The organism is Micromonospora sp. 15K316 (assembly GCF_004348525.1).
Classification (GTDB): domain Bacteria; phylum Actinomycetota; class Actinomycetes; order Mycobacteriales; family Micromonosporaceae; genus Micromonospora.
The window spans coordinates 1-25,512 of sequence record NZ_SMKG01000002.1 but is presented as its reverse complement, the minus strand read 5'-3'; the positions used below and the strand labels follow the sequence as shown (position 1 = coordinate 25,512).

Sequence of the window (25,512 nt, the reverse complement as noted above, 5' to 3'; positions counted from 1 at the left end):
GGGACGCCACGTGCTTCCCGGAACCGATGAAACAACCGCATGTCCTACCGGTAATCCCCGGCCGCCGCAGAGACGGCGACGACCCGACTCTGCCCCGCCGGCGCTGGAACCGGGCGTCCCCGAAATGCGGCGAGCCGACCGGCTGTCCCGAGCAGTCGCATTTCGATGCAGCGTGAGGGCGCTGCCTATTCCGAGGGGGAGATGTTGGTCTCGCAACCGGTCGGCATTTTACGCCGCCTGATACCCATGGTCGTGGTAACCATCCTATTGGTCTCCGCCTATCTGCTCGCACGGCTGCCGTCGGCGTCCCCAGCCGACCGGGCCAGGCTGGCCGGTCAGTTCTCGTTCACGGAACGGCCGATCATCCTGCCGCCGGGCCTGCCCGAGCGCACCGTCCGCGCGGTCAACCCCGAGTACGACCACATCCGCTCCTGGGTGTCCTCCGTCGGCGCGGCTGTCGCCGTCAACGACCTCGACGCCAGCGGTGTCGCCAACGACATCTGTCTGGTCGACACGCGCAGCGACAGCGTGATCGTCACGCCCGCACCGGGCAGCGGGAACGTGTACCAGCCGTTCATCCTCGAACCTGCGCCGTTGCCGGTGCACCAGGCGATGGCCCCGATGGGCTGTGTTCCCGGAGACTTCAACGAGGACGGCTGGATGGACCTGCTCGTCTACTACTGGGGCCGCACGCCGGTGCTGTTTATGAATCGGGGCTCGGGCGAGCCCCTGGGGGCGGAAGGGTTCCTGCCGACCGAGCTCGTCCGAAACCTCAACGGAGGCGACGGTGTCTACCACGGGCCGTTGTGGAACACCAACGCCGTTGCGGTGGCGGACTTCGACGGTGATGGGCACGTGGACGTCGGTGTCTTCAACTACTTCCCTGACTCTGCCGTGCTCGATCCGGAGGGGCTGGCCGGGGTGCAGATGAACAATTCCATGTCGCACGCCCGCAACGCCGGCGGGGCCCACATCCTGCGATGGACCACCGCCCAGAGTGGCAAGGCGCCATCGGTCACCTACACGGAGCAGAAGGCGCTGGACCCGGCCGTGGCGACCGGCTGGACCCTGGGTGCGGGGTCGGCCGACCTCGACGGCGACCTGCTGCCGGAGCTGTACCTCGCCAACGACTTCGGCAACGACCGGCTCCTTTACAACCGGTCCGTTCCCGGCCAGATCCGGTTCGAGCTGGTCGAGGGCGAGCGTGACCCGCTCACGCCGAAGTCGATGGTTCTCGGCCACGACTCGTTCAAGGGCATGTCCATCGAGTTCGGTGACCTGCACGGCAGCGGGCGCTTCGACGCGTTCGTCAGCAACATCACCACCTCGTGGGGACTCGAGGAGAGCACGTTCGTCTGGCGTAACACCGCGTCGAGCCCGCAGGCGGCGAGACGGCTGCTGAGCGAGGGCCGTGCGCCGTACGTGAACGAGGCGGCGGAGCGCAACCTGGCCTGGTCGGGCTGGGGTTGGGACGCGAAGATGGCGGACTTCGACAACAACGGCGATGTCGAGGTAGTTCAGGCCAACGGCTTCATCAAGGGCAGCCTCAACCGGTGGGCCTGGCTCCAGGAACTGGCCATGGCCAACGACCTCATGCTGCGCAACCCCGGGATGTGGCCGAACGCGAAACCGGGTGACGACATCGCCGGGTCCCAACCGATCTCGTTCTGGACGCGCGAGGGCAACGGTCGCTACGTCAACCTCGCCGCGGACCTAGGCATGGGCGACGACACGCCGAGCCGGGGCATCGCGGTCGCGGACGTCGACGGCAACGGCACCCAGGACTTCGCCGTCGCGCGGCAGTGGGGCCGGCCGAGCTTCTACCGCAACACCATCGCCGACCCCGGCAACTTCGTCGGTCTTCGCCTCTACCGGCCGGCCACCTCGCCGGAGACGATCGGGACGCCGGCCTACGGCGCCCAGGTCCGCGTCCGGACCCCGGACGGTCGCACCCGACTGGCCCAGCTCGACGGCGGAGGCGGCCACTCGGGTAAGCGCAGCTTTGACGTGTTCTTCGGCCTCGGCGAGATCGGCGACCAACCGGTCTCCGTCGAGGTGACCTGGCGTGATCTCGATGGCGTGCGCCACACCGAGACCCGAGAAGTGACCCGCGGCTGGCACAGCCTGATGCTCACCGATCAGGCACGGGAGGTGGAGGTGCGATGACCAGCACTCAGCCCATCGACACGTTGGCACGCAGCGCAGGCCTTGAGCGGGCCGGCGGTGATCCACCCGTACGGAAGCCGGCAGCGCCCGCGGCACCGAAGGACCCACGGTACATCGCCCTGCGCAACTTTGCGCTTTCGATGACGATCTTCAACATCCTCGGCTACACCGTGCTCGGATTCGAGCAGCCGTGGGCCTGGCCGATCTTCGCACTGTTGATTGGCTACGCGGCGGAGGTTCTGATCGAGCTGGTCACCGCCGCGGCGTATCGGCGCTCCCCGGAGTTCTCCGGCCGAGGGTGGCGGGGGATGTATGAGTTCCTGCTGCCGACGCACATCACGGCTCTCGCGGCGAACATGTTGCTCTACGCCAATGACCGGTTCTGGCCGATCGCGTTCGCGGTGCTGGTCGCCATCGGTCAGAAGGCTGTGCTCCGGGCGCCCATCAACGGCCGGATGCGGCACTTCATGAACCCGTCCAACCTGGGCATCTCCGCGGCGCTGCTGGTCTTCCCATGGGTGAACGTCGCGCCACCGTACCAATTCACGGAGCACGTGCCTGACGCGATCAGCATCGTCGTTCCGTTGGTCATCATCACCTCCGGCACTGTCCTCAATGCGATGCTGACCAAGAAGGTGCCGCTGATCCTCGGCTGGGTCGGCGGTTTCGTAATCCAGGCGTTGATCCGGCACTGGACACTCGACGTGGCGCTGTGGGGTGCCCTGGTACCGATGACCGGGGTGGCCTTCGTCCTGTTCACCAACTACATGATCACCGATCCGGGGACCACGCCGACCAAGGGATGGAACCAGTTCACCTTTGGTGCCAGCGTCGCTGCGGTCTACGGCGTCCTACTCGCGCTCAACGTGGTCTACACGACCTTCTTCGCGGTCACCATCGTGTGTCTCGTCCGTGGCCTCATGTGGTGGATCATTTGGATCCGCCGGCCCGCGCAGGCGGATAGTCGGCGCGCCGGCCCGGTACCGGTGACCGACACGGCAAGGGCATGACCCGCCGCCGGCCGGGTCGGAGACCGCCCCGGCCGGCGCGGCCGGAGCAGCACCTGTCTATCCGATCGACGTCGATGTGCCGGTTCGCCGTTGCGCAGATGAGCAGGGACGAGCAGGGCATACCGACTGGGGCCGAAACCGCCACCGTGATCGACGCTGTCGATAGCGAGTGTGAAGCCGGCCGGCGCGGTAGTTCAGAGGGGCGACTGGACGTCGGGATCGCGGAAGGTGAGGCGGCGCGGCGGTCCCCCGGTCGAGGCATCCGTCGTCATCGACCGTCGTCTTACCCGGATCCTGATCCTCGTCGATCTTCGGGGTTTGGCGTCGACCGGCCGGCAGTACGGTCACGATGAAAATGACTCTCACTGCGTGACCCCATGTCGCGGCTCAGCGGGGCATGGTGACCGACCGTCGATGGCGCGCAGGCGTTAGCCCCCTCAATCCCACCTGCGGCAACAGCACGTTCTGTTACGTCGCACAGGTGCCCAGCCGCTCCGCCGCATGAATGACTTTACGCAGCGTTCATGTGCGGCGGCGACGCCCCGGTGCCGAATTGGGGGACCCCATCGCGATGCATGACTCATTGTCACGGCGTCGAGTAAGGCCTTTCCTCCCGTCGTGGCCGCCGGACGTGATATTCGACACGGTGCACTTCTTCGAGCGTGCGGGATTGACCGCACTTTTCAAGATGCTCGACTCCTCTGTGTAACGAGAGGATTACCGCACCCGCAAGTGCCAAGAACTGCGGAACCGAAGGGGAGCGGAAGATGGGCCACCAATACTTGGGTCCTTCACCTGACGTTAGTCATCCGGCGCCGAACCGCCGTCCGCGGGTCAGTGGCCTGGTCGACAGCGGCAGCTCCTGACTGGATTCCTTCGCGGTAGGCAGTGACCTGGGGCGAACCGGTTCAGGTCCTGCGTCCACCGCAGATCAGTCAGGAACTGTTACCGGCGTGGAGTCTGTTCGAGCGCGCGGTTGGTGAATTGCCGACAATTCCATGGGCTGGAGTGCTTTGCATTCCTCGCCGTGGCGAAATGTCGGCGATGCGGCGCGTCCTCGGCGGGGAGGGCATGATGAGCAGCCATTTCGTTGATGCTGTCGAACGTTCCATAATGTTGATGCAGGGCAACCTCGGCGAGCAGTTGACCGTGGACGACATGGCACGTGCCGCCATGTTCAGCAAGTTCCACTACACGCGGGTCTTCCAGCGGGTGACCGGCGTTTCGCCGGGTCGATTCCTGTCGGCCCTGCGCCTGCAGCGCGCGAAGTCGCTGTTGCTGTCGACATCGATGAACGTAGCCGATATCAGCGTGCACGTCGGGTACAACAGCGTCGGCACATTCAGTTCCCGCTTCACCCGCAGCGTGGGTTTGTCGCCCACCGAGTACCGCCGAGGCGGTGGGGTCCTGCGGTCGATCGCCCCGCTGCCGCCGGACGACGTGGCCGCCGGCCGCGGCGTCGTCTCGGGTGTCGTCGCGGCCCGCTCGTCGGCGGCGATCGAGGTGGTGTTCATGGGTTTGTTCAAGAGTCGGATACCGGAAGGCCGTCCGGTCAGCTGCGCCACTCTCGCGGGTCCTGGCCGCTTCGGACTCGACAAGGTGCCGGAGGGCACGTGGTACCTGCTCTGCCACGGCCTCGGTTTCGGCGATGACGGCGGGCCTAAATCGGAGGCGGACGCGCTGTTCGGCTGCCACGGCCCGTTCCGGATCGGCCCCGAGCAGGCCCTGGATGTTGTCGTGCGGCTCGAGCCCGCCCGTCTCTACGACCCGCCGATGCTGCTGGCGATGCCGGACGTACGCGCCATCGCCACCGGGCGCCGATCCAGGTGGGGTGGTGTCGGGGTCGGCCGAGCGGCGTGAGCGTCGTGGCGCCGCCGCGTTGTGTGAGTGCGACCTGCCCGACCGCGTTCCGACCGCCGGTGACCGCCTGCGGCAAGCCAGAAGATATGGCCGTCTAACCGGCGATGGCGGGCCTGCGCTCGATGTTCATTGAAGACATTCGCGAATTTCGCGTGCTGTGGACGTCATCGCGGCGGTCCGCGACAGAGAGCATCGCTGTCACGGCTCATTCGAGCCGTATCTCTCAAGGAGGTATGTGTTGAGCAATGACCTACCCGGACGCGCCGAGCTGATACGCCGAGCGTCCGAACTCGTCCCGACGCTGCGGAAGTTCTCGACGTGGAACGAGGAGAACCGGCGGGTCCACGACGACGCCGTCGCCGCGCTGGCGGAGGCGGGCATCTTCCGTATGCGGACGCCGCTGCGCTACGGCGGATACGAGTGCGACACCCGTACCCTCGTCGATGTCGCCGCGGAACTGGCCCGCGGCGACGGGTCGACCGCGTGGGCGGCGTCGGTGTACTGGATCCCCACCTGGATGGCGTCCCACTTCCCGGACTACGTCCAGGACACGGTGTTCGCCGGCCCCGACTCGCTCGTCTGCGGGACGCTGAGCCCCAGCGCGATGGCGACGCCCATCGAAGGGGGCATCGCCGTGAACGGGAAGTGGGGCTTCATCACCGGCGCGCTGCACAGCCGGTGGCAGGCCATCATCGCCGTCCTGGTCGCGCCGGAGGCCGAGCCCATGCCGGTCATCGCGCTGGTGCCCACCAGCGACCTGCAGATCGTGGACGACTGGCACACGGCCGGGCTGAGGGGAACCGGTAGCGTCAGCACCGTCGCCCAGGACCTCTTCGTGCCACAGGACCGGTTCCTGCCGCTGGGTGCGGTCCTCGAGGGGGAGGGCGTTTCGCACGCCAACAAATCCAGCGGGATCTACCAGGCGCCGCTGCTGCCGGTGGCCTCCGCCTCGTCCGTCGGCGTCGCGCTCGGTCTCGCGAAGGCGGCGCTGGACGCCTTCACCCAGCGGCTCGGCGACCGCAAGATTACGTACACGAATTACACCAGCCAGCGCGAGGCGCCGATCACGCACCTTCAGTTGGGCGACGCCGCCATTCGGGTTGATGAGGCTCAGTTCCACGCCCACCGGCTGGCCGCGCTCGTCGACCGAAAGGCGGCCGAGCAGGCTCCGTGGACGATCGACGAGCGTGTGCTCGCGCGCGCCGACATGGGTGCGACGGTCCAGCGGGCCCGGGAGGCCGTTGAGACCCTCGCCAACGCGAGCGGTGGGTCGTCCATCTACCTCGACGTCCCCATCCAGCGCATCCTGCGGGACATTCAGGCGCTGAGCCTGCACGCGCTCATGCACCCGAACACGAACAGCGAGTTGTACGGCCGTCTGCTTAGCGGGCTCGAGCCGAACACCCTCTACGTCTGACCGGATCCCCGGCACCACCCAGGAGGAGTACCAACGTGTCCGCAACCAGCGCAAACTTCCGTCCCAGCCCGGTCGACCATGCCGGTGTGGCTGCCCTTCCCGGCCGGATCGTCGCGGCCTGGGCTCAGCACGACGCCGACGCCTTCGGTGAGGTCTTCGTCGAAGACGGCAGCATGATCCTGCCGGATCTGTTTCTCAAGGGTCGTGGTGCCATCGTCGCCTTCATGCGGGACGCCTTCGCCGGCCCCTACCAGGGCACCACCGTTACCGGCCAGCCCATCGACGTCCGATTCCTCAGCGGGGACGTCGCCTTGGTGCTCACCGATGGCGGCGTTCTCCTGCCCGGCGAGACCGCAGTCGCCAATGAGCGGGCGATCCGCGCCTCGTGGTTGATGGTCAAGCGCGACGGTGCCTGGCACCTCGCCGCGTACCAGAACAGCCCCGCCGGGAAGGCCTGACCGGTTCCCATCGTGGCCACCGCGCGCCCCCCGGCCAGCCCGGAGGCACGCGCGGTGGCCGTCGGCTGTTCGGCGGACTTTCACCGGTTGCCCGTCGGCCGTGCTCCAGCGACTGCCTGCTCACGAAATGAAGGGGGCGGTTGCCGTCCGCCCCCTCGTGCACCTGCCGACACCAGTCATCTACTGCCGACAGGGCGTGACTCCATTGCAACGTATCGATTTCGTCGGTTCATCTTCCGCGATGCTTTCCGCGTCCGGTCGGTGAGGACCGGCACCGTTGACGCCGCGCACGAGGAGAGGTGCCGGTATCACCGCGCGCTGGCAGGGTCGCCTCATCAGGCGCGCTGGCGGCTTAACCGCAGGCACCCTGGCCCCGTCTGTGCCTTTGATGAACATCGGAGGAAGCGATGCCCACCACGTCCCGCAGAGGCGGCACACCGGCCTGGGGCGGTACGTGTGCGACCCCGGCCACCGTCCCTGGGCCCCATGCGCGGGGCGTCCCCACGCGCCCGACCCGGCTGGCCTGCGGTCGGGAGGTCCGACGGTGACCGGGCGGCGATACGACGTCGAGCGCGTACGGTCGGACTTCGCCATGCTGAGCCGCCGCCTCGCCGGACGCCGCCTCGCCTACCTCGATTCGGCGAGCAGTGCACAGGTTCCCGCACAGGTACTGGACGCGATGCGGCGCCACCAAGGCAAACACCACGCCAACGTCGGGCGCGGCTCGCACACCCTCGCCGTCGAGGCGGGCGTCGCCTACGAGGCCGCTCGAGCGGCAGTGGCCGCGTTCGTCGGCGCTCAGCCCGGGGAGATCGTCTTCACCAAGAACGCCACCGAGGCCGTCAACCTCGTGGCGCACTCCTTCACCGGGCGCGACTCCCGCCACGTCGGGGATCCCCGGCTGCAGTTGGGCCCTGGAGACGAGATCGTCGTCACTGAGATGGAGCACCATTCGAATCTCGTGCCGTGGCAGTTGCTGTGCCGACGCACCGGTGCCACGCTGCGGTCCGTCCCGTTGACCGCGGACGGGCAACTGGACCTTACCGACCTCGACGCCATCGTCAATGAACGGACGAGGCTGGTCGCGTGGGTGCACGTGTCGAACATCCTCGGCACCGCGAACCCGGTCGACGTGGTCGTCGAGCGGGCTCGCGCGGTGGGCGCGTTGACGCTGCTCGACGGCTCCCAGTCCGTTCCGCACCGGCCCGTTGACGTGCGGGCGCTCGGCGTGGACTTCCTCGCCTTCACCGGCCACAAGATGTGCGGGCCGACGGGGATCGGGGCGCTGTGGGGCCGGGCGGAGATCCTCGACGCCCTGCCGCCGATGTTCGTCGGGGGTGGCACGGTGGCGGCCGTGGAGCTGACGGAGGCGACTTTCTTGCCGCCGCCGGCCAGGTTCGAGGCCGGCACGCCCCCGATCGTGCAGGCGGTGGGCCTCGGCGCGGCGGTCGATTACCTCGGTGCCCTCGGCATGACCGAGGTGCGACGCCACGAGTCGGAGCTGACCGCCTACGCGCTGGACGTTCTTGGCGACGTGACGGGTGTACGGATTCTCGGACCGACCGGTGCGGTCGACCGCGGTGGCGTCATCTCCTTCGTGCTCGACGGTTTTCGGCCCGACGAGGTGGGGCGGCATCTCGACGCCCTCGGTGTCCAGGTGCGGGTTGGCCGTCACTGCGCCGCGCTCGTCTGCCGTCGGTACGGGGTGCCTGGCACCGTCCGGGCGTCGCTGCATCTGTACACCGACCGCGACGACATCGACGCGCTGGCAAGCGCCGTGCGGAGCATCGGACGGCGGGGTCGCTGACCGTCGCCGCCACCGGCTTGTCGGCACAGCGGGAGGTGCGCTGGCCAGGGCCCGACTGAATGATTGATCACGACGCGGACCGGGGCCACGGTACCCGGCGGCAGAAAGCTGAATGTGATGGATGAGATGCGCCGGATACCCGGTGGGGTGTTTCAACAGGGGACTGCGCCATGGGTGCTCGATTGGCTCGAGGCCGCCGACCAGCCGCTGCCCCTCCTGTGGTTCGCCGACGAGACACCCCAGGTGACCGCCGTCGTCGCGCCGTTTCGGATCGACCGGTTCCCGGTCACCGTCGGAGAGTACGCCCGGTTCGTGCGGGACACCGGTTACCGCACCGACGCGGAGCGGCGCGGCTTCGGCCTCGTCTACACCGAACAAGGCTGGGAGGAGCGCGCCGGCGTCACCTGGCGCGCTCCCGGCGGCCCGGGCACCGAGAGCCGTGACTTCGACGACCATCCCGTCGTCCACGTCTCGTGGAACGACGCCACGGAGTTCGCCGCGTGGCGCGGCAAGCGGTTGCCCACCGAGGCGGAGTGGGAGTTCGCCGCTCGCGGACCCGACTTTCGTATCTGGCCGTGGGGTGACGCGTGGGACGTCGGGGCGGCCAACACCGCGGAGCTGCACGCAGGTCCGCTGACCTCGTTGTCGGCGTGGCAGCAGTGGTGGCGGACCGAGTGCGCACGGCATGGGCCGGTGCCGCGTACATCGCCGGTCGGCTCCTTTTCCGGGCGGGGGGACAGCCCATTCGGCTGCGCCGACATGGCCGGAAACGTCTACGAGTGGACCGCCACGTTGTCCCGGCTCTACGACGACACCGTCCGATGCGATCCGACAGTACGGATGGCGATGGGTCGCTACCGCGTCATCCGGGGCGGCTCGTGGATGAACTTTCGTTACCAGGTCCGCTGCAGTGAGCGGATGCACGGCGATCCCCAGGGGTGGTCCAGCTTCGCTCACGGATTCCGCTGCGCGGCGGACGCCTAGACCGAGGAGAGACATGGTCAGAATCGTGGTGCCCGCCGTTTGGACCCCGCAGGGTCGGACCCACTTCGAGGGCACTTCCGGTCCGCTGGACGAGGTCATCGGCGACTTCGCCACGCGTCATCCGCAGTTCGCCCGACGGCTGCTAGACGCGGACGGCAAGCCGTTGCGGTACCTCAACATCTGCCTCGACGACGACATGATCCCGCGGCACCAGCGAGCGGACGCCACTGTCGGTCCCGACACCGTCATCACCATCATCTCTCCGATGGCGGGCGGCTGATGTCGACGGTTGATCCGTCGTCGGAGGCCGGCGTTGAGATGCGGCGGGTGGCCCTGGACACGTACGGACCGCCCGAGGTCCTGACGCTGCGCGACAGTGAGCTGCCGCAGGTGTCGGCCGGCGAAGTCCTCGTCCGCGTCGCGGCCGCCGGCGTCAACGTCGTGGACCTGTACCAGCGGAGCGGTCTCTACTCGGTGCCCCTGCCTTTCACGCCTGGCATCGAAGGCGGTGGCACCGTGCTGCGGATCGGTGCCGACGTCGCCGGGGTGGCGGTCGGGGACCGGGTCGCCTGGATGGGACAGCCCGGAGGGTACGCCACGCATTGTGTGGTGCCGGCGGCGCGACTGGTGCCGGTTCCCGACGACATGAGCTTGGTGGACGCGGCGTCGATTCTCATCCACGGCATGACTGCCCACGTGCTCATCACGGACGTGTATCCGCTGACCGACGGCGCCGTCTGCCTGGTGCACTCGGCCGCCGGCGGCGTCGGCGGACTGCTCTGCCAACTCGCCGCGCGGCGCGGCGCGACCGTCATCGGCACGGTGTCCCGGGACGACAAGATCCCTGCGGCGCTCGCCGCCGGGGCGCATCACGTCGTCAACTACCGCACCACGGCCTTCCCCGCACGGGTGCGGGAAATCACCGGAGGCCGGGGCGCGGACGTGGTGTACGACGCGGTCGGCCGCGACACCTTCGCCGACGGTCTCACCTGTCTGCGTCCGGCCGGCGCCATGGTGCTCTACGGTCAGGCCGGCGGGCCGGTCGACCCGGTCGACCCGCAGTTGCTGAACTCGTACGGGTCCCTGTTCCTGACCAAGGCGTCGCTGAGCCACTACGACCGCACGCCGGAGCGTACGCGCAGTCGCGCCTCGGCCGTCTTCAATGACGTGCTGGCCGGCCGGCTGCGGGTCCGCGTGCACGCCGTGTTCCCGCTCGCGGCCGCCGCGGCGGCCCACGAGGAGCTGGCCTCCCGCCGGACGCTCGGCAAGATCCTGCTCGTGCCCTGAACCACGGTCGGGCCGATCGACGCGGTCGGCCCGACCGTGGTCCGCGCCCGAACCGATGGGAGAACCCCTTGAAGGCACTGGTGTTGTCCGGAGGATCAGGCACCCGCCTGCGGCCGGTCAGCCACTCGCTGCCCAAACAACTGGTTCCGCTGGCCAACCGGCCGCTGCTCGCACACGTCCTGCGTGGTGTCCGCGAGCTCGGCATCACCGAGGTGGGCATGGTGGTCGGCGACCACGCCGAGCAGATCAGGCAAGCGCTCGGAGACGGCTCGGAGCACGGCGTCGCCATCACCTATCTGCCGCAGGACGCGCCGCGCGGACTCGCCCACGCCGTGCAGGTCGCACGGCCGTATCTCGGCGACGACAACTTCCTGCTCCACCTCGGGGACAACCTGTTGCCAGACGGTCTCGGCGACGGGGCCGCGGAGTTCCGTGGCCGGGGAGACGGTGGCCACCTGCTCGTTCAGAAGGTCGCCGACCCGCGCCCATACGGTGTGGTCGAGCTCGACCGGGACGGCCGGGTCGTCCGCTTGGTGGAGAAGCCCCGTCAGCCGCGCAGCGACCTCGCCCTCATCGGAGCGTGCTTCCTCACCCCGGTGATCCACTCCGCCGTTGACGCGATCCGGCCCGGCCTGCGCGGCGAGCTGGAGCTGACCGACGCGGTCCAGTGGCTCGTCGACCAGGGGGTGATCGTCCGGGCCAGTGAGTACGCGGGCTATTGGCGGGATATCGCCGGCAGTGAGGACGTCCTGGCTGGCAATCGCCGCCTGCTGGCGGCGATTGAGGCGGCCCGGGGCGGAGACGTCGACCCGTTCAGCGTCGTCGGCTCTCGGGTGCACGTTGAGCCCGGTGCGCGCGTCGTCCGCAGTCATCTTGAAGGGCCGGCGATCGTTGGCGCCGGATCGGTCATCGAGGACAGTCACGTGGGCGCGTACACCTCGATCGGCCGTGACTGCGTGATCCGAGGCAGCGAGCTGTCCGGGTCCGTGGTCATGGAGGGGGCACGGATCTCGGGTGTGATGCGGCTGACCGACTCGATCATCGGCCGTGGGGCCGAGCTTGGGCGCGGCGACCGCCAGGCCGGTTACCGGATTGTCTCCGGGGACCACTGTCGCATTCAGGTGCCGAGGTGAGCGCGCCGTTGATGGCGCGGGCCCCCGCAACCGCTCTTGTCATTCTCGTCGCGCGCCGGCGCTTGGAGTTGCCGCCGGTGGCGCTGGCGATCCTGATCGACGGCTGACCTGCCGTATCCGCACAGTTCGGCTGCCCGACCGCCCGCAGGTGGTCGGGCATTTTTCGGTACTGGGCGCGACCGGTCGGCGGCTGGCCGGTGCATGGGCACGACAGCAGGGGCCGCGCCCGTGCACCGGGCCCGACCCCCTGTCCTGTCGGCGGCACCGGCCGCCATCGGTCGTGTGGTAACTCAGGCGCCGCAGCCGGCCGCCTGGCACCCTCAGGTCGTTCGACCGCCGGCGGCACCGGTCGGATCCACCACGCCTCCGCCCTGTTCGCCTCGCCGTCGGGGACGGGCCCACCGGCGCATTATCGGCTGTTCGACCAGTGCGTACAGGATCGATGCCAGCACCAGGCAGACCAGGTACGTCGCGATCAGCACGAGGATGCCGGTGCCCAGGTCGAACGTCACGCGGTCGTAGATACCGACGACGCCGTTGTCGCCGCTGAACGCCGCGTGCACCATGAACAGCACCGTGACGTGGATGACGAAGAACGCGTACATCCGGTCGCCCAGCCATACCATCGGCCTGCTGTTCATCAGCGTCCGCTGCCCACGGACGTCCGCGGCGGCGAAGGCGGGGATCAGCAGCGCCATCGGGATGAGCGGCACGAACGTGTACCCGTAGAAGATCGGCACGTCGAGGGTGACCAGGTAGGTCCCGATGGCCAGCAGGGAGGCCGGAAGGGCGCGCAGGCCGATCCATCGGCCGGTGAGGACGATCCGCGCCATGATGATCCCGACCACGAACTCCAGCGCCCGGGTTAGCGGGAAGTAGAAGCCGAACCAGTGCTGCGGCCAGGAGACCTCCTGCGCGACCATCGAGGGCGGGTGGTCCGGCAGGAACGCGTTGGCGATCACCGGGACGAGCGCCGACAGCGCGGTCACGCCGATCGCCCAGGCCCACAGCCGGCTCGGCGAGATCTTCTTGACCAGGAAGTAGAGGAGCGGGAACGCCGCGTACGCGAGTACGTCGATATTTGCCGACCACATGGGGCCGTTGAGGTTGTTGAATAGGAACGACTCGGAGGGGAACCAGGAACTGATCAGGAGCAGCCCGGCCAGGGCCTCCAGCGCCTTGATCGGTACGCCTGTCGGGATCCATAGGGCGAGGATGATGGCGTACACCACCACGTGGTTCGGGAAGAGCTTGAAGAAGCGGCGACGCCAGAACTGCCGAGCACTGTCCTTCGACGATGCAGTCCAGGTCACCACGAAACCGGTGAGCACGAAGAAGAAGCCGAGACCGAACATTCCGGCGTTAGCGCCGTAGTGGATGTAGTTGAGGGTGACTTCCGGGTCGGTGAACAGACCCAACGCGATGCCGTGCGTGATGAACACGGACAGGCCGGCGAGCGCTCGCAGGCCGGTCAGGGATGGCAAGCGGGAGCGTTCGCCGAGCCCTGGGGGGCTTTCCGGCCGCGCTCCGGGTTGGGTGATCGTCATGTGGATGCACCTCCGGGTGGGCAACGTCCGTCGGTCCGGCCGACGGTCGGGGAACTGAGGCGGTGTGCGACGGGACAGGCGCCGACCGGCGTGGGTCGGCGCTCACACCGATGGCCTCGGGGTTCTGGTGTGGCGTGAGACGACGCAGCCGGCGTTCAGGCAGCGGCGCGGGAGTTGCGCAGCACGCGCAGCATCATGCTGGGACGCATCAGCGCCTCCAACGGGTCGACGAGGCCGGCGGACCGCATGAACTGCTCGGTGACGGCGGCGTCGCGGGTGGCCGCGATCTGAACGCGGTACATGTAGGCCTGAATCAGCTTGAGCATGGGGCTCCGATGCCCTTCGACGCCGGGGAAGCTCAGGTTGATGCCTTCGGTCATGTCCCAGGCCGGGTCGATGATGCGGCCTACCTGCCGCATGAACTCCAGCGAGTTCGGCGGGATCCCGCGTCGCAGGTTGTCACGCAGCGCCAGGGCCTGCAACGCGGCGAGGCTCTGCGCCTGCGCGAACACCGGGTTGGGGGTGGACACGGCGTCGCCGAGCACGACGAGCCGCTCCGGGAACCGGGACAGCCGGTCGTAGCGGCGGCGCAGCGTGGTCGGGAAGCGGAACAGCACCGGGTCGTCCAGCGGCTCGGCCTCGATGATCGACTCGTGGATTTCCTTGGCGGCGAGCGTCTTCACGAAGGCGTTGAAGCCGTCCGGGTCGGTGGGCGGATGGTCACCGAGGAGGCCGTACGTGGTCAGCTCGACCAGACCGCTGTCGGTCTTGGTGAAGATGGCTCCGCGGGGCAGCGCGGGGTTCGCCACCGCGATGATGGAGTGGTCGGTGCCGAACGGGTCGGTACGCAGCCGGTAGTGCCGCGTCACGTAGCCCAGACCGATTTTCGTGCCTTCCTCCTCGACGCGCGGGTAACCCATGGCCTCCAACCACAGGGGAGTACGAGAGCCACGGCCGGTCGCGTCGACGACCAGATCCGCTTCCAGGGACTCCTCCGCGCCGCCGTCGCGTCGTTGCACTCGCGCCCCGGTCACCGTGGACCGGTCCGGTGTGCTGGTCAGGCCGGTAATGTCGTACCGCTCCATGAACGTGACGTTGCCGAGCGCCTGTACCCGCTCCCGCACGTGCGCCTCCATAATCGGGCGGCGGGCCCCGACGTTGGTGAGACCGGCCCGGATCTGCTTGAGCGGCCTGCCGTTGAAGTACCACCGCACTGTGCCGGACAGGTCGGTCTGCGGGCAGCCGGCGCTGATCATCTGGGCGGTGATCTCGGGGAAGAGCTCCTCCATGGCGCGGGCGCCGCGGGCCAGCAGCCCGTTGATGTGGCGCGCCTGGGGTGCGCCGCGGCGCGCCTCGCGTACCCCGAGGAGTTCGTCGCGGTCGACGATGATGACCTCGCGGTAGCTTTCGGACAGCGCGCTGGTGGCGAACAGCGCCGTGATGCTGCCACCCAGCACCACGGCGCGTTCTCCGACGAATCTGCTCATGAACGGTCGTCTCCCTTACGTTATGGACGAGTTCGGCGACGCTGCGGAGAGCCATTTCGGCGCCTGGGCGGCGTCGGACCGACATCCAGGCCAGGTTCTGTGTGGGATCGTTTCAGCCGCGGTGGTCGCCGGGCATCTCCCTGGCTGCCCTTGCTGTCCTCCTGACCTGCTGGTCAGGGGTGGGGAAAGCTATTCGGCGTGGGGCACGGAATGCAGCCGCATAGTTTCTGAGAATGCGATCGAAAGGTCAGCGGAGCAGCCGTCAGGGCGCGACGTCGGGTGCCGGGTCGAGCGGGCGAGGAGTGCGTTCGGTTGGACTCTCGGCCCCATCGGCCGCTTCGATGAGCTCTCGTAGCCACGCGGCGGCGGTCCACAGCGCGTCGATATCGAGCCGGCGGGGGCGCCGTTGGGCGTCGTGTCGTCGCCGTACGAGACCCGCCTGTTCCAGTACCCGTAAGTGTCGGCTTACAGCGGGCATCGTGATCTCGAACGGGGCGGCCAGTTCGGTGACGCTGGCCTCGCCGTGGGCGAGCCGGGAGAGGATGGCCCGTCGGGTCGGGTCGGCCAGAGCCGCCAGGATTCGGCTGAGATCATCGTCTGCCACAGGTGCTGACCTTCCGTCTTGGAGAGGCCGGGCGACCGGACGGCTGTCGAACGTCTGGTCGCTGACGGAGGGCACGCCGGCCATCTCGGCGCGGCGTTGCCGGCCGGTATGGCCGGCGGTGCTGCGATCACGACATCGCGGCCTCGGCTAGGAACCGTTCGATCCATTCTGGTCGGTGGGGGCGGACCCGCATCCGGGCATGCCGGTGCCGGCTGGCGGCTGGAACGGTGGCGTCGATGCCGAGTTTCGCGGTCACTCCGTTGGACGCAGACGGGTCGAGGCCGCTGCCGGCGGTCCGGGGCACGACGAGGACATCCCGGTCCGCCTGGACCCGGGTGGCCAGGGCCCAGCCGACCTGCTCGTCGTCGTGGATGTCCACGTCGTCGTCGACGACCACCGCGTACTTGACAGCGCTGGCGCCGCCGAGTGTTGCCAGCAGGACGTTCATTGCTGACCCGTCGGCGCCCTCGCGGACGGCCACGACGGCGTGCAGCCGGCACGACCCGGCCTCCGTCAGTCGTATGGCGACCACGTCGGGATGCGTCTGGCGCAGCGTCCTCAGCAGGGCGGCCTCGCGCGGTATCCCGCCGAGCAGGAAGTGCTCGCGGCCGCCCGACAGGATCGTATGGAACACCGGTGCGCTGCGGTGCCAACCCGCGGTCAGCTCGATCACCGGTGCCGGCGCGCTGGGACCGTACGTGCGGGGGAACTCTCCGAACGGCCCCTCCGATTCCCTGGCGGCGGCCCGGAACCGCCCCGCGAGGACGAACTCCGCGTCGGCCGGCACCGGAAGGCCGTTGGCGGGGCAGATGGTGACCGGCAGCGGCGTGGTGCGCAGCGCGCTGGCGACTTCAAGGTGATCCAGGGCCCGGTCCGTGCCTGGTGCCTGGCTGGCCAGGCCGAGCAACGGGTCGACGCCCACCACGATCGCCACGTCGAGATCGACTCCGCGCCGCTCGGCCGCGGCCAGGATCCGCCGTAGCCGCCCGGGTAGTACGAGGGTGCGTAGGGTCCGCTCACCGATGGCCAGCATCCGGTTGATCGACAGGTTTGTCGCGAAGGTCGTCGGATCCCGGACGACGAGCAGTCCCGAGGTCAGGTACCGGCCGGCGTCGTGCTCGTGCTGCACCGTGAGCGGCAGACGGGATAGCAGAGTTTCCTCGTCGAGCCGCTGGGTGAACACCGGCGCCTCGGTGGCGGGCACCTGCGCCCAGGGACGTGGTCGGGTGAGCGCGGCCAAGTAGCGGGTCGCCGTCTCGTGTGGTCGGCAGCCCATCGCTTCTGCGATGTCGGCTCGGCTGAGGACGAGATTCCCGGCGAGGGGGAAGTGGGCGCTCGCCACGTCGTGGAACAGCACCGACCGTTGCCCGTCGAGGCGTTCCAGCACGGCCGAGACCTCCTGGTCGGGGTCCACCCGCGACCGTACCCGGCCTAGCCGGCCTAGGGCGTCCACGTGCGACAGCCAGGACCGTAGGTTTTGCTCGGCCGGCCACTGGGACGATGGGTTCGCGGGGCCGCTGGGGGGGTTCATGCCGGCTTGCCCGCTGCCGGTACGGCGAAATGGATGTGCTTGAGCTCGGTGAACTGTTCGACACCAACCAGCCCGCGGGTACGACCGATGCCGGAGGACTTGAAGCCACCGCTGGGTGTTTCCGGATACGAGTGGTTGTAGCCGTTGACCCATACGGTGCCCGCCTCGATGCCCCGGGCGATCCGCCAGGCGCGGTGCACGTCGCGAGTCCACACGCTCGCCGCCAGGCCGTAATCCGTCGCGTTGACAAGCCGCACCGCCTCGGAGTCGTCGTCGAACGGCTCCACCGTCACGACCGGTGCGAACAACTCCCGCTGAACGATCGGCGATTCCGGTGTAACCACCGTGACGACGGCCGGCCGGACGAAATATCCCGGCAGACCGTCGAGGTGGACTTGCTGGCCGCCGTGCACGTCGTGTCGTAGGCGCGCGTCGGCCAGCGTCTGCCCCAACCGTTCGCCGGCCGCCGGTGACACCAGGGGCCCCATGTCGGTGGTGGGGTCACCGGGGTGGCCGACCCGGATGCTGTCCAGCCCGTCGGTGAGACGTTCGAGTACATTCCTGTACGCCGGGCGGGCCACCAGGACGCGGGTGCAGGCCATGCACATCTGGCCGGCGGTCACCACGGCCGCCCTGACCGCCGCCGCGACCGCGGCTGGCACGTCTGCGTCGGCGCAGATTACCAGCGCTCCCTTCCCGCCGAGTTCGAGCAGGGTGCGTTTCATACCGGCACCCGTGGCCTGCAGGATCTCCGTGCCGACCGCGGTCGAACCGGTGAACGCGACGGCCCGTACCAGCGGGTGCGAGACGGCGGCGCGCCCGACCTCGGTTCCCCCGACGACGAGGTGGGCGACGTCGTCGGGCAGCCCCGCCGCGCGGCCGAGGGCCAGCACCCGGCTGGTGACGAGGCTGGTCTGCGGCGCCGGCTTGACCAGCGCGGTCACCCCGGCGGCCAGGGCCGGCGCGAGATCCCGCAGGAGCAGCAACATCGGCCAGTTCCATGGGACGACGAACGCGGTGACGCCGACCGGCTGCCGCGTGACGTGTGCCATGGTGCCGTCGGGTAGGGTGCCGGCGACGCCGCCGAGGTGTCGGGCGAGGCCGGCGTTGTAGGTCAGCGCGTCCGCGCAGGCCCGGATCTCCTGGTGGGCCTCGGTGATGGTTTTGCCGGTCTCGGTAACGAGCGCTTCGGCCAGTTCGTCCGTGTGGGCCGTGAGCGCCTCCCCCCACCCGTGCAGGGCGGCGGCGCGGCGACGGCCGTCGACCGCCCATGGGCTGCGAAGGGCCGCGTCGGCGCGTGCCGCGGCCTCGTCGAGCTCCGTGGCGGCCGTGACCGCGATCGGGGACAGCGGGACGAGGGTCGCGGGGTTGACTGGTCGGACGTGGGTTTCCGCCGGCTGCGCCTCTGCTTCGGGCCTCACGTGAACACCTGCCCGCCGTCGACGACGACCGTCTGACCGGTGACGAAAGACGACGCCGGAGAGGCGAGCCAGAGCAGGGAGCCGGTCAGGTCGTCGATCGTCATCGGTCGGGGCAGGGACCGGGCTCGGGCCGCCGCCGTGAGATAGGCGTCCGTGTTCAGCGTCCGGCTGGCGTCGTTGTCCACCAGGCCCGGGGCGAGCGCGTTGACCCGTACTTTGTGTTCGCCGAGTTCCCGGGCCGCCGCGCGGGTCAGTCCCTCGACCGCCGCCTTGGAGGCCACGTAATGGGCGAAGCCGACGGCGCCGGTGCGTCCCACCACGGAAGACACGTTGATGATGCTGCCGCCGCCGGTGTTCGCCATCGTCGGGGCAACCGCCTTGATCCCCAGCCAGGTGCCCCGAACATTGACGGCGAACACCTGATCCCACTCCTCGACGACCAGCTCGGTCAGCGGGCGCTTGCGGCTGATGGCCCGGTAGACGGCCGCGTTGTTGACCAGGACGTCCAGGCTGCCGAACTCCGCGATCGTCCGCTCCACCACGAGCTGCCAGTCGGACGGGGAGGTGACGTCGGCCGGTGCGAAGACCGCCCGGCCGGGCCCGGTCCGGCTCGCCGTGCGGGTCGTCTCCATCGCCTGCCGGGCCGTGCGGAGCAGGTCTACGGCGACCACGTTGGCGCCGTTGGCCGCAAAGGCGCGCACGTACGCCCCGCCGATTTCGGCGCCGGCCCCCGTCACGACGACCGTACGGCCGGCCAGACCGGTCGGGGATGGGGCGACGCGCGCCGGGAGGCTGCTCATCGGGTCGTCTCCGTTCGGTTCGCGCCGCCCGCGGCGGCGGTGTCGGCGAGCGCGTCGTAGGCGCCGTCGGCGAGCCGCCGACGCAGGATCTTGCCGACGGGAGAGCGGGGTATTCGGTCCACGGCGATTACCCGCTTGGGGCGTTTCAGCGACGGCAGCCCGGTGGAGGTGCGGATGAAGTGCTGGGCGTCCCGGACGGTCTGGGCGGGGTCGACCCCGGCGTGGGGGACGACGAAGGCCGTGACGCTCTGTCCCCACCGCTCGTCGGGAAGCCCGACCACGACGTTGTCGGCGACGGCGGGGCACGCCGCGATCGCCGCCTCGATGTCGGCCGGGTAGATGTTCTCGCCCCCGGAGATGATCATGTCGTCGACCCGGCCCTGGTACCACAGGTTCCCGTCATCGTCGCGGGTCGCGAGGTCGCCGGTGTGGTACCAGCCGTTGCGGATCGCGGTCCGGTCGGCGTCCGGGCGTCTCCAGTAGCCCGTGAACGCCTCGGGGGAGCCCATCGAAGCGATCACCTGTCCTGGTTCGCCCGGCGCGACGACGTCCGTGGGCCCGGCGTCGGCGTCGGTGGCGATGACGCGGACCCGGGAGAAGGGTCCGGCGCGTCCGGCGCTGCCGGGTCGTGCCGCCACGTCCGGTTCCACGGTGAAAGTGAAGATCTCGGTGCTGCCGTAGTGGTTGAGGAACGAGCGGGGATGAACGGCGTCGATGAGGCGGCCGGCGAGGTCAGGAGTCATCGGCGCCCCGGCGTATCCGATCCGGTGCAGAGAGGTGAGCTGCTGCAGCCGGCCTGTCTGCAGCAGCGACCAGTAGAGGGTGGGCACTAGGTACAGCGCGGTGATGCCCTCGCGGGTGATGAGGTCCAACGACTCGTCGGCGTCGAACCGGCGCTGGGGCACCCAGGTGCCGCCGGTGAGGACACTGGCCAGCAACGTGCGTACGCCCATCGTGTGGAACAGCGGCATCACGCCGAGCGTGACGTCGTTGCCGCCCTGCCCGGACTGCAGGATGTGCGCCACGGTGGCGGCGTGCTCGGCGGCGTGGGTCCGGGGGACTCCCTTCGGGCGTCCCGTCGTGCCCGAGGTGTAGAGCAGCACGCTCAGCTGGTGGTCGGCGATGCCGACGGACAGGGGCCCGTCGGTCTGGCCCTGGACGAGCGGCGCCAGGGCGACGCTGCCCGGCGCCGCGTCGTCCGGGTCTCCGGCGTGCGTCGACACTGGAGGGTCGGGCAGCGCGGCCCGCGCCTGGGCGGACAGATCGGATGTGGTGGCGTCGGTGACGACCAGCGTGGGTGAGCAGTCCCGCAGGCAGTGTTCGACCTCGGTGAGGCCGAACCGGGTGGACAGCGGCACCGCGACCGCGCCCAACTTCTGCACCGCCAGGTAGCAGCTGGCCAGTTCCGTCCCGTTGGCCATGTGCAGCATGACCCGCTGGGCGGGGCGGACCCCGAGGTCCGCCAGCGCCCGGGCCAGCTGGTTGGTGTAGGCGTCCCACTGGCGGAAGGTCATCGGTCGCGGCCCACCGACGGCCCGCTGATGCGGGTGGCGTTCGGCGCTCCACGTCAGCATCCGTCCGATGTCCATCAGGTCATCCGAGGATTTCGACGGCCTGACGGATGCGGCTCAGACCCTCGTCGAGGACGTCGTTCGGGACGGCGTAGGTGATCCGTACGTGCCCCTCGCCTCGGTCGCCGAACGCCGTCCCGGCGACGACCCCTACTGAGTAGCGGTCGATCAGATGGTCGGTGAACTGCTGCGCGGTCAACCCGGTGCCACGGATGTTCGGGAAGACGTAGAATGAGCCGTCCGGGGTCGGGCAGCTGACGCCGGGGATGGCGTTGAGTTCCGCGACCGCCCGGTCGCGTTTGGCCCGCAGGCGCTCGCGGGTGGCGATGACGTGGTCCTGCGGGCCGGTGAGCGCCGCGAGGGCGGCCAGTTGCACGAACGCCGGCACGTTGGTCACCGAGTTCTGCTGGAAGATGTCCATGGCGGTGATCAGGTCCCGGTTCGCGACGCACCAGCCGATCCGGAAGCCGGTCATGATGTAGCTCTTGCTGAACGTGTCCACCAGGAGGGTCCGGTCGGCCATTCCCTCGACGGCGGCGATGGTCTGGTGCTTGGCGGGCGGGTACACCATGTGGCTGAAGATCTCGTCCGAGATCACCATCACGTCGTGCCGTCGGCACAGCTCGCTGATCTCCCCCAGCCGGTCGACGGTCATGCCGTTGGGTCGCTGCGGGGTGTTGATGATCAGGACCTTGGTGCGTTCGTTCATCAGCTGCGCGAGGTGGTCGATGTCGAAGTGGAAGTCCGGCTCGATCAGCGGGGCGTAGACGACCCGACCCCCGGCGTAGGTGATCCAGAACTCGTCCGGTGGGTAGCCCGGGTTGGGGAAGATCACTTCGTCGCCGTTGTCGATGAGCGTGAGCAGGCTCTGGGTGAGCGCGTGCTTGGCGCCCATGGTCACCAGCACCTCCTCGCGTGCGGTCGGCCGGCCCCGCCGCGTCGCCTCCTCTGCGATGGCGTCGCGCAGCTCGGGCAGGCCGGGCCCGGGTACGTAACGCACATGCCCGTCGCGCACCGCCTTCGCGCAGGCTTCGACGATGTGCGGCGCGGGGCGGAACTCCTCGCCCTGGAAATCGCCCTTCTCCAGATGGATGACCCGGGTACCGGTCTCCCGTTCGAGTTGCTCGGCGCGGCGCATGGACGCCCACTGCTTCGGCAGGACGAAGTGACTGGTCCTGCTGGACAGGGGGCTTGGCGCGGTCGGCGGTGGGGTGTTGGGCGTGGTCACCCGAGATCACACTCCTCGTGTGGGGCAGGGATGGGACGCCGCTCGGTCCACGGGTGGCGGCGTGCGGCTCACGATTCCAACTACCGCCGCAGCTAGGCATCTCTGTACGTGCGCACATCGTCGCGGATTGTGCTGCCGGAGGTTGGGCCTGCACCTGCCGTACCTCTTCTCTGCGGCAGGCCCCCGCCTCGGCCGAAGGCGCAGGTGTGGCCGACCCGCGCCGCAATCCGGAAGATGCAGCGGCCGCATGCCCGGTGCCACGGTCATGGGCGACGTCAAGCCTTCTGCGTGACTCGAGCGTCACCCGCAGTGATTCGAGGCGTGACCGGGCGTTCGAAATCCCTGATGAACGGCAACCACGAGGAGAAGCCGTGCAGCCATTCGCGATCAATATTCGGCAGACCGAGCTCGACGACCTGCGCCGCCGGCTGGCGCAGACCCGGTGGTCGCCGGACCTGCCCGAGACCGGCTGGGCGCGCGGCGTGCCCCTGGCGTACCTGAAGGAACTGGTAACCCACTGGCTGACCAGCTACGACTGGCGACAGGCGGAGTCGCAGCTCAATCGGTTGCCGCAGTTCACCACGACGATCGACGGCGCCAACGTGCACTTCGCCCATGTCCGCTCGCCCGAGCCGGACGCACTGCCGCTGATCATGACGCACGGCTGGCCGGGGTCAGTGGCGGAGTTCCTGAACGTGGTAGGTCCGCTGACCAACCCGGTCGCGTACGGCGGCTCCGCCTCGGAGGCATTCCACCTGGTCATTCCGTCGATTCCGGGCTTCGGCTTCTCCGGTCCACTGCCGGCCGCCGGCTGGACCATCAACCGTGTCGCGGCTGCCTGGGTGGAGCTTATGCGGCGCCTCGGCTACGAGCGTTACGGCGCCCAGGGCGGGGACTTCGGCTCGCCGATCTCCCTCGCGGTGGGCCGGCTCGACCCCGAGCGCGTCGTCGGCGTGCACAGCAACATGCTGACCGTCTTCCCGTCTGGCGATCCCGCCGAGCTGGCGGGCCTCAGCGAGCAGGACATGGCCCGGTTGGGCCGGCTCGCCAGCTTCGACGCCGACGGCTCCGGCTACCGCAAACTCCTGTCGACCCGTCCCCAGACAGTCTCCTACGCGCTCAACGACTCGCCGGCCGGCCAACTGGCCTGGATCGTCGAACGGTTCAAGGAGTGGACGGACGCGGAGCTGCCCGACGAGGTCATCGACCGCGATCTGCTTTTGACCAATGTGATGGTCTACTGGCTGACCAACACCGCGAGCTCATCGGCGCAGATGTACCGCGAGGTCACCGAGGAGCAGCGCGCGGCGACCGAGGATCCCAACGGGGAGATGCTGAGCGGATACCGCGAGCAGCCTCTGACTGTTCCGCTCGGCGTGGCCGTGTTTCCGCAGGACTGCATCGTCCCGATCCGCAGGCTCGCCGACCGGGACTTCCCGACGATCACCCACTGGACGGAGTTCGACCGGGGCGGGCACTTCCCCGCCATGGAGGTGCCGGAACTGTTCGTGGGCGACGTCCGGACCTTCTTCCGGTCGCTGCGCAGCGTTTCCTGAGACCGGCTGCGGTCCAACCGCGCCAAGGGCCGCTTCGTGCAGGTGACATTCATCGATGGAAGGACCCAACGTGACGACAGTTGACATGGGCGCCCGAGCGGGCCGCAGGGAGTGGACGGCACTCGCCGTCCTGTGTCTGCCGACCCTGCTCACCACGGTGGACATCAGCGTCCTGATCCTCGCGCTTCCCAGGCTCGCCACCGACCTCGAGGCCAGCAGCACCCAGCAGCTGTGGGTGACCGACATCTACGGGTTCATGATCGCCGGTTCCCTCGTTCTCATGGGCACCCTCGGCGACCGGATCGGTCACCGCAACGTGCTGCTCGGCGGTGCCGCCGGTTTCATGGCCGCGTCGCTGCTGGCGGCCTACTCGAACTCGATCGAGATGCTCCTGGTCTCCCGGGCCCTCCTCGGGATCGCGGCGGCGACGGTGATGCCGTGCGTGCTCGCCCTGATCAGCCAACTCTTCCCCAATCCGGCGCAGATGGGCGCCGCCATGGGCGTCTGGGGCACCTCCATCATGCTCGGCGTGATCCTCGGCCCCGTGGTCGGCGGCCTGCTGCTCGGCTCCTTCTGGTGGGGCTCGATCTTCCTGATGGGTGTCCCCGTCATGGCGTTGCTGCTGCTGGTCGGGCCGGGGCTGCTGCCCGCGGCACGCCACCCCCACCCGGGCCGGCTCGACCCGCTCAGCGCGCTGCTCACGCTCGCTGCGCTCCTGCCCGTGGTCTACGGCCTCAAGGAGATCGCGCGTGCCGGCTGGGCGCCCACGGCCGTCGGCGCCGTGGTGGTCGGGCTGGGTTTCGGCCTGATGTTCGTCCACCGCCAGCGGCACCTCACCCACCCGATGCTTGACCTCGCGCTGTTCCGCAACCCGGTGGTGAGTACCATCGTCCTGCTGGGCCTTGCGTTCGGATTCATCACCGCGGGCGCCGGTCTCGTCTCCACCCTCTACATGCAGCTCGTGGAGGGTCTGACCCCGCTGAAAGTCGCGCTGTGGATGCTCATTCCCGCAGGCGCGATGATCATCGGTGGCAACATCGGACCGGCCGTCGCCCGTACGGTGCGCCCCGCCTACGTCCTGGCCGCCGGCATGGTCCTCGCGGCGTTCGGCGCACTGGTCATCACCCAGGTCAGCGCTTCCGGGGGCCTCGCCACCCTGATCATCGGCCTGGTCGTCATGTACGTCGGCGGCAGCCCCAGCGCCACCCTGGCCAACGCCGTGCTGATGTCGTCGACGCCGCCGGAGAAGGCGGGCGCCGCCGGCTCGCTGTCGTCCACCGGCGGGGAACTCGGCGTCGCGCTCGGTGTCGCCGTCCTCGGTAGTGTCGCCGGGGCGGTCTACGGCGCCGCGGTCGATGTGCCGGCCGCGCTGCCTCCGGAGGCAGCGATCCCGGCGGGCGAGAGCATCGTGGGGGCTGCGGCGGTGGCGGAAACCCTGCCCGAGCCCGCGGCCGCGGCGCTGCTCGACTCGGCCCGGGAGGCGTTCACCCAGGCCCTGCACGGTGCCAGCGTGATCAACCTCTTGTTGTTCCTCGCCGTCGCGGTCCTCCTGGCCACCCGGCTCAAGGGCGTGCCGCCCACCGGTACGGGCCACCCCGGCATGCCGCCTGAGGCCGCGCCGCCCGCCCCCTGACTCCATTTCCGC

At 69.2% G+C, this 25,512-nt stretch carries 20 protein-coding genes; 12 read left to right on the top strand and 8 right to left on the bottom strand.

The genetic code is table 11. The features are described from left to right. The first annotated feature begins 246 nt into the window (after positions 1–246). From E1211_RS00975 to E1211_RS00930, 10 genes are all read left to right on the top strand, one after another. Positions 247–2,166: a CRTAC1 family protein gene (locus E1211_RS00975; protein ID WP_132344364.1), complete on the top strand. Its 1,920-nt coding sequence runs from the start codon at positions 247–249 to the stop codon at positions 2,164–2,166. Continuing rightward, on the top strand, positions 2,163–3,176 hold the full coding sequence (locus tag E1211_RS00970) for an enediyne biosynthesis protein (protein ID WP_243709261.1): 1,014 nt from the start codon (positions 2,163–2,165) through the stop codon (positions 3,174–3,176). Before E1211_RS00975 ends, E1211_RS00970 begins: the two co-directional genes overlap by 4 nt. Positions 3,177–4,250: 1,074 nt before the next feature. Further along, the gene (locus tag E1211_RS00965) at positions 4,251–5,036 is read left to right on the top strand and encodes a helix-turn-helix domain-containing protein (RefSeq protein ID WP_132344524.1); all 786 of its coding nucleotides are present in this window, start codon (positions 4,251–4,253) and stop codon (positions 5,034–5,036) included. Between the two features lie 235 nt (positions 5,037–5,271). After that, a complete protein-coding gene (locus tag E1211_RS00960; RefSeq protein ID WP_132344362.1) occupies positions 5,272–6,453 on the top strand; it encodes an acyl-CoA dehydrogenase family protein in 1,182 nt (393 codons plus the stop codon). 35 nt (positions 6,454–6,488) lie between these two features. Next, positions 6,489–6,911: an SgcJ/EcaC family oxidoreductase gene (locus E1211_RS00955; RefSeq protein ID WP_132344360.1), complete on the top strand. Its 423-nt coding sequence runs from the start codon at positions 6,489–6,491 to the stop codon at positions 6,909–6,911. Positions 6,912–7,455: 544 nt separating this feature from the next. After that, a complete protein-coding gene (locus E1211_RS00950) occupies positions 7,456–8,718 on the top strand; it encodes an aminotransferase class V-fold PLP-dependent enzyme (RefSeq protein WP_256371293.1) in 1,263 nt (420 codons plus the stop codon). A 117-nt stretch (positions 8,719–8,835) separates the two neighbouring features. After that, positions 8,836–9,702 carry a formylglycine-generating enzyme family protein gene (locus E1211_RS00945; RefSeq protein WP_132344356.1) on the top strand — a complete coding sequence of 289 codons (867 nt, stop codon included), beginning with the start codon at positions 8,836–8,838 and terminating at the stop codon, positions 9,700–9,702. Positions 9,703–9,715: 13 nt separating this feature from the next. Then, on the top strand, positions 9,716–9,982 hold the full coding sequence (locus tag E1211_RS00940) for a MoaD/ThiS family protein (RefSeq protein ID WP_132344354.1): 267 nt from the start codon (positions 9,716–9,718) through the stop codon (positions 9,980–9,982). Next, on the top strand, positions 9,982–10,989 hold the full coding sequence (locus E1211_RS00935) for a quinone oxidoreductase (RefSeq protein ID WP_243709258.1): 1,008 nt from the start codon (positions 9,982–9,984) through the stop codon (positions 10,987–10,989). The genes E1211_RS00940 and E1211_RS00935 overlap by 1 nt, the downstream gene beginning before the upstream one ends. Before the next feature lie 68 nt (positions 10,990–11,057). Then, entirely contained in the window at positions 11,058–12,122 is a 1,065-nt protein-coding gene (locus tag E1211_RS00930; RefSeq protein ID WP_132344352.1) for a glucose-1-phosphate thymidylyltransferase, read from the top strand. A gap of 320 nt (positions 12,123–12,442) precedes the next feature. On the opposite strand, the gene E1211_RS00925 is transcribed toward E1211_RS00930, so the two are convergent. The 8 genes from E1211_RS00925 to E1211_RS00890 form a co-directional block, all read right to left on the bottom strand. Then, entirely contained in the window at positions 12,443–13,606 is a 1,164-nt protein-coding gene (locus E1211_RS00925; RefSeq protein ID WP_165947125.1) for an acyltransferase, read from the bottom strand. Between the two features lie 218 nt (positions 13,607–13,824). Then, positions 13,825–15,156 (bottom strand): NAD(P)/FAD-dependent oxidoreductase, encoded by a 1,332-nt coding sequence (locus tag E1211_RS00920; protein WP_132344348.1) that lies wholly within the window; start codon positions 15,154–15,156, stop codon positions 13,825–13,827. Between the two features lie 262 nt (positions 15,157–15,418). Further along, positions 15,419–15,835 carry an ArsR/SmtB family transcription factor gene (locus tag E1211_RS00915; protein ID WP_371686103.1) on the bottom strand — a complete coding sequence of 139 codons (417 nt, stop codon included), beginning with the start codon at positions 15,833–15,835 and terminating at the stop codon, positions 15,419–15,421. A 52-nt stretch (positions 15,836–15,887) separates the two neighbouring features. Then, positions 15,888–17,291 (bottom strand): UbiD family decarboxylase, encoded by a 1,404-nt coding sequence (locus E1211_RS00910; protein WP_305792188.1) that lies wholly within the window; start codon positions 17,289–17,291, stop codon positions 15,888–15,890. Next, on the bottom strand, positions 17,288–18,712 hold the full coding sequence (locus tag E1211_RS00905; RefSeq protein ID WP_165947123.1) for an aldehyde dehydrogenase: 1,425 nt from the start codon (positions 18,710–18,712) through the stop codon (positions 17,288–17,290). The genes E1211_RS00910 and E1211_RS00905 overlap by 4 nt, the downstream gene beginning before the upstream one ends. Then, on the bottom strand, positions 18,709–19,512 hold the full coding sequence (locus E1211_RS00900; protein ID WP_132344340.1) for an SDR family NAD(P)-dependent oxidoreductase: 804 nt from the start codon (positions 19,510–19,512) through the stop codon (positions 18,709–18,711). Before E1211_RS00900 ends, E1211_RS00905 begins: the two co-directional genes overlap by 4 nt. Further along, complete coding sequence (locus E1211_RS00895; protein WP_132344338.1) at positions 19,509–21,101, bottom strand: class I adenylate-forming enzyme family protein; 1,593 nt, start codon at positions 21,099–21,101, stop codon at positions 19,509–19,511. The genes E1211_RS00900 and E1211_RS00895 overlap by 4 nt, the downstream gene beginning before the upstream one ends. Positions 21,102–21,105: 4 nt before the next feature. Continuing rightward, on the bottom strand, positions 21,106–22,311 hold the full coding sequence (locus E1211_RS00890) for a pyridoxal phosphate-dependent aminotransferase (RefSeq protein WP_132344336.1): 1,206 nt from the start codon (positions 22,309–22,311) through the stop codon (positions 21,106–21,108). Between the two features lie 371 nt (positions 22,312–22,682). Between E1211_RS00890 and E1211_RS00885 the strand changes: the two genes are divergently transcribed. Both E1211_RS00885 and E1211_RS00880 read left to right on the top strand, forming a co-directional pair. After that, a complete protein-coding gene (locus E1211_RS00885; RefSeq protein ID WP_132344520.1) occupies positions 22,683–23,867 on the top strand; it encodes an epoxide hydrolase family protein in 1,185 nt (394 codons plus the stop codon). A gap of 70 nt (positions 23,868–23,937) precedes the next feature. Continuing rightward, positions 23,938–25,500, top strand: a complete 1,563-nt coding sequence (locus tag E1211_RS00880) for an MFS transporter (RefSeq protein WP_132344334.1) — start codon at positions 23,938–23,940, stop codon at positions 25,498–25,500. Positions 25,501–25,512 lie beyond the last annotated feature (12 nt).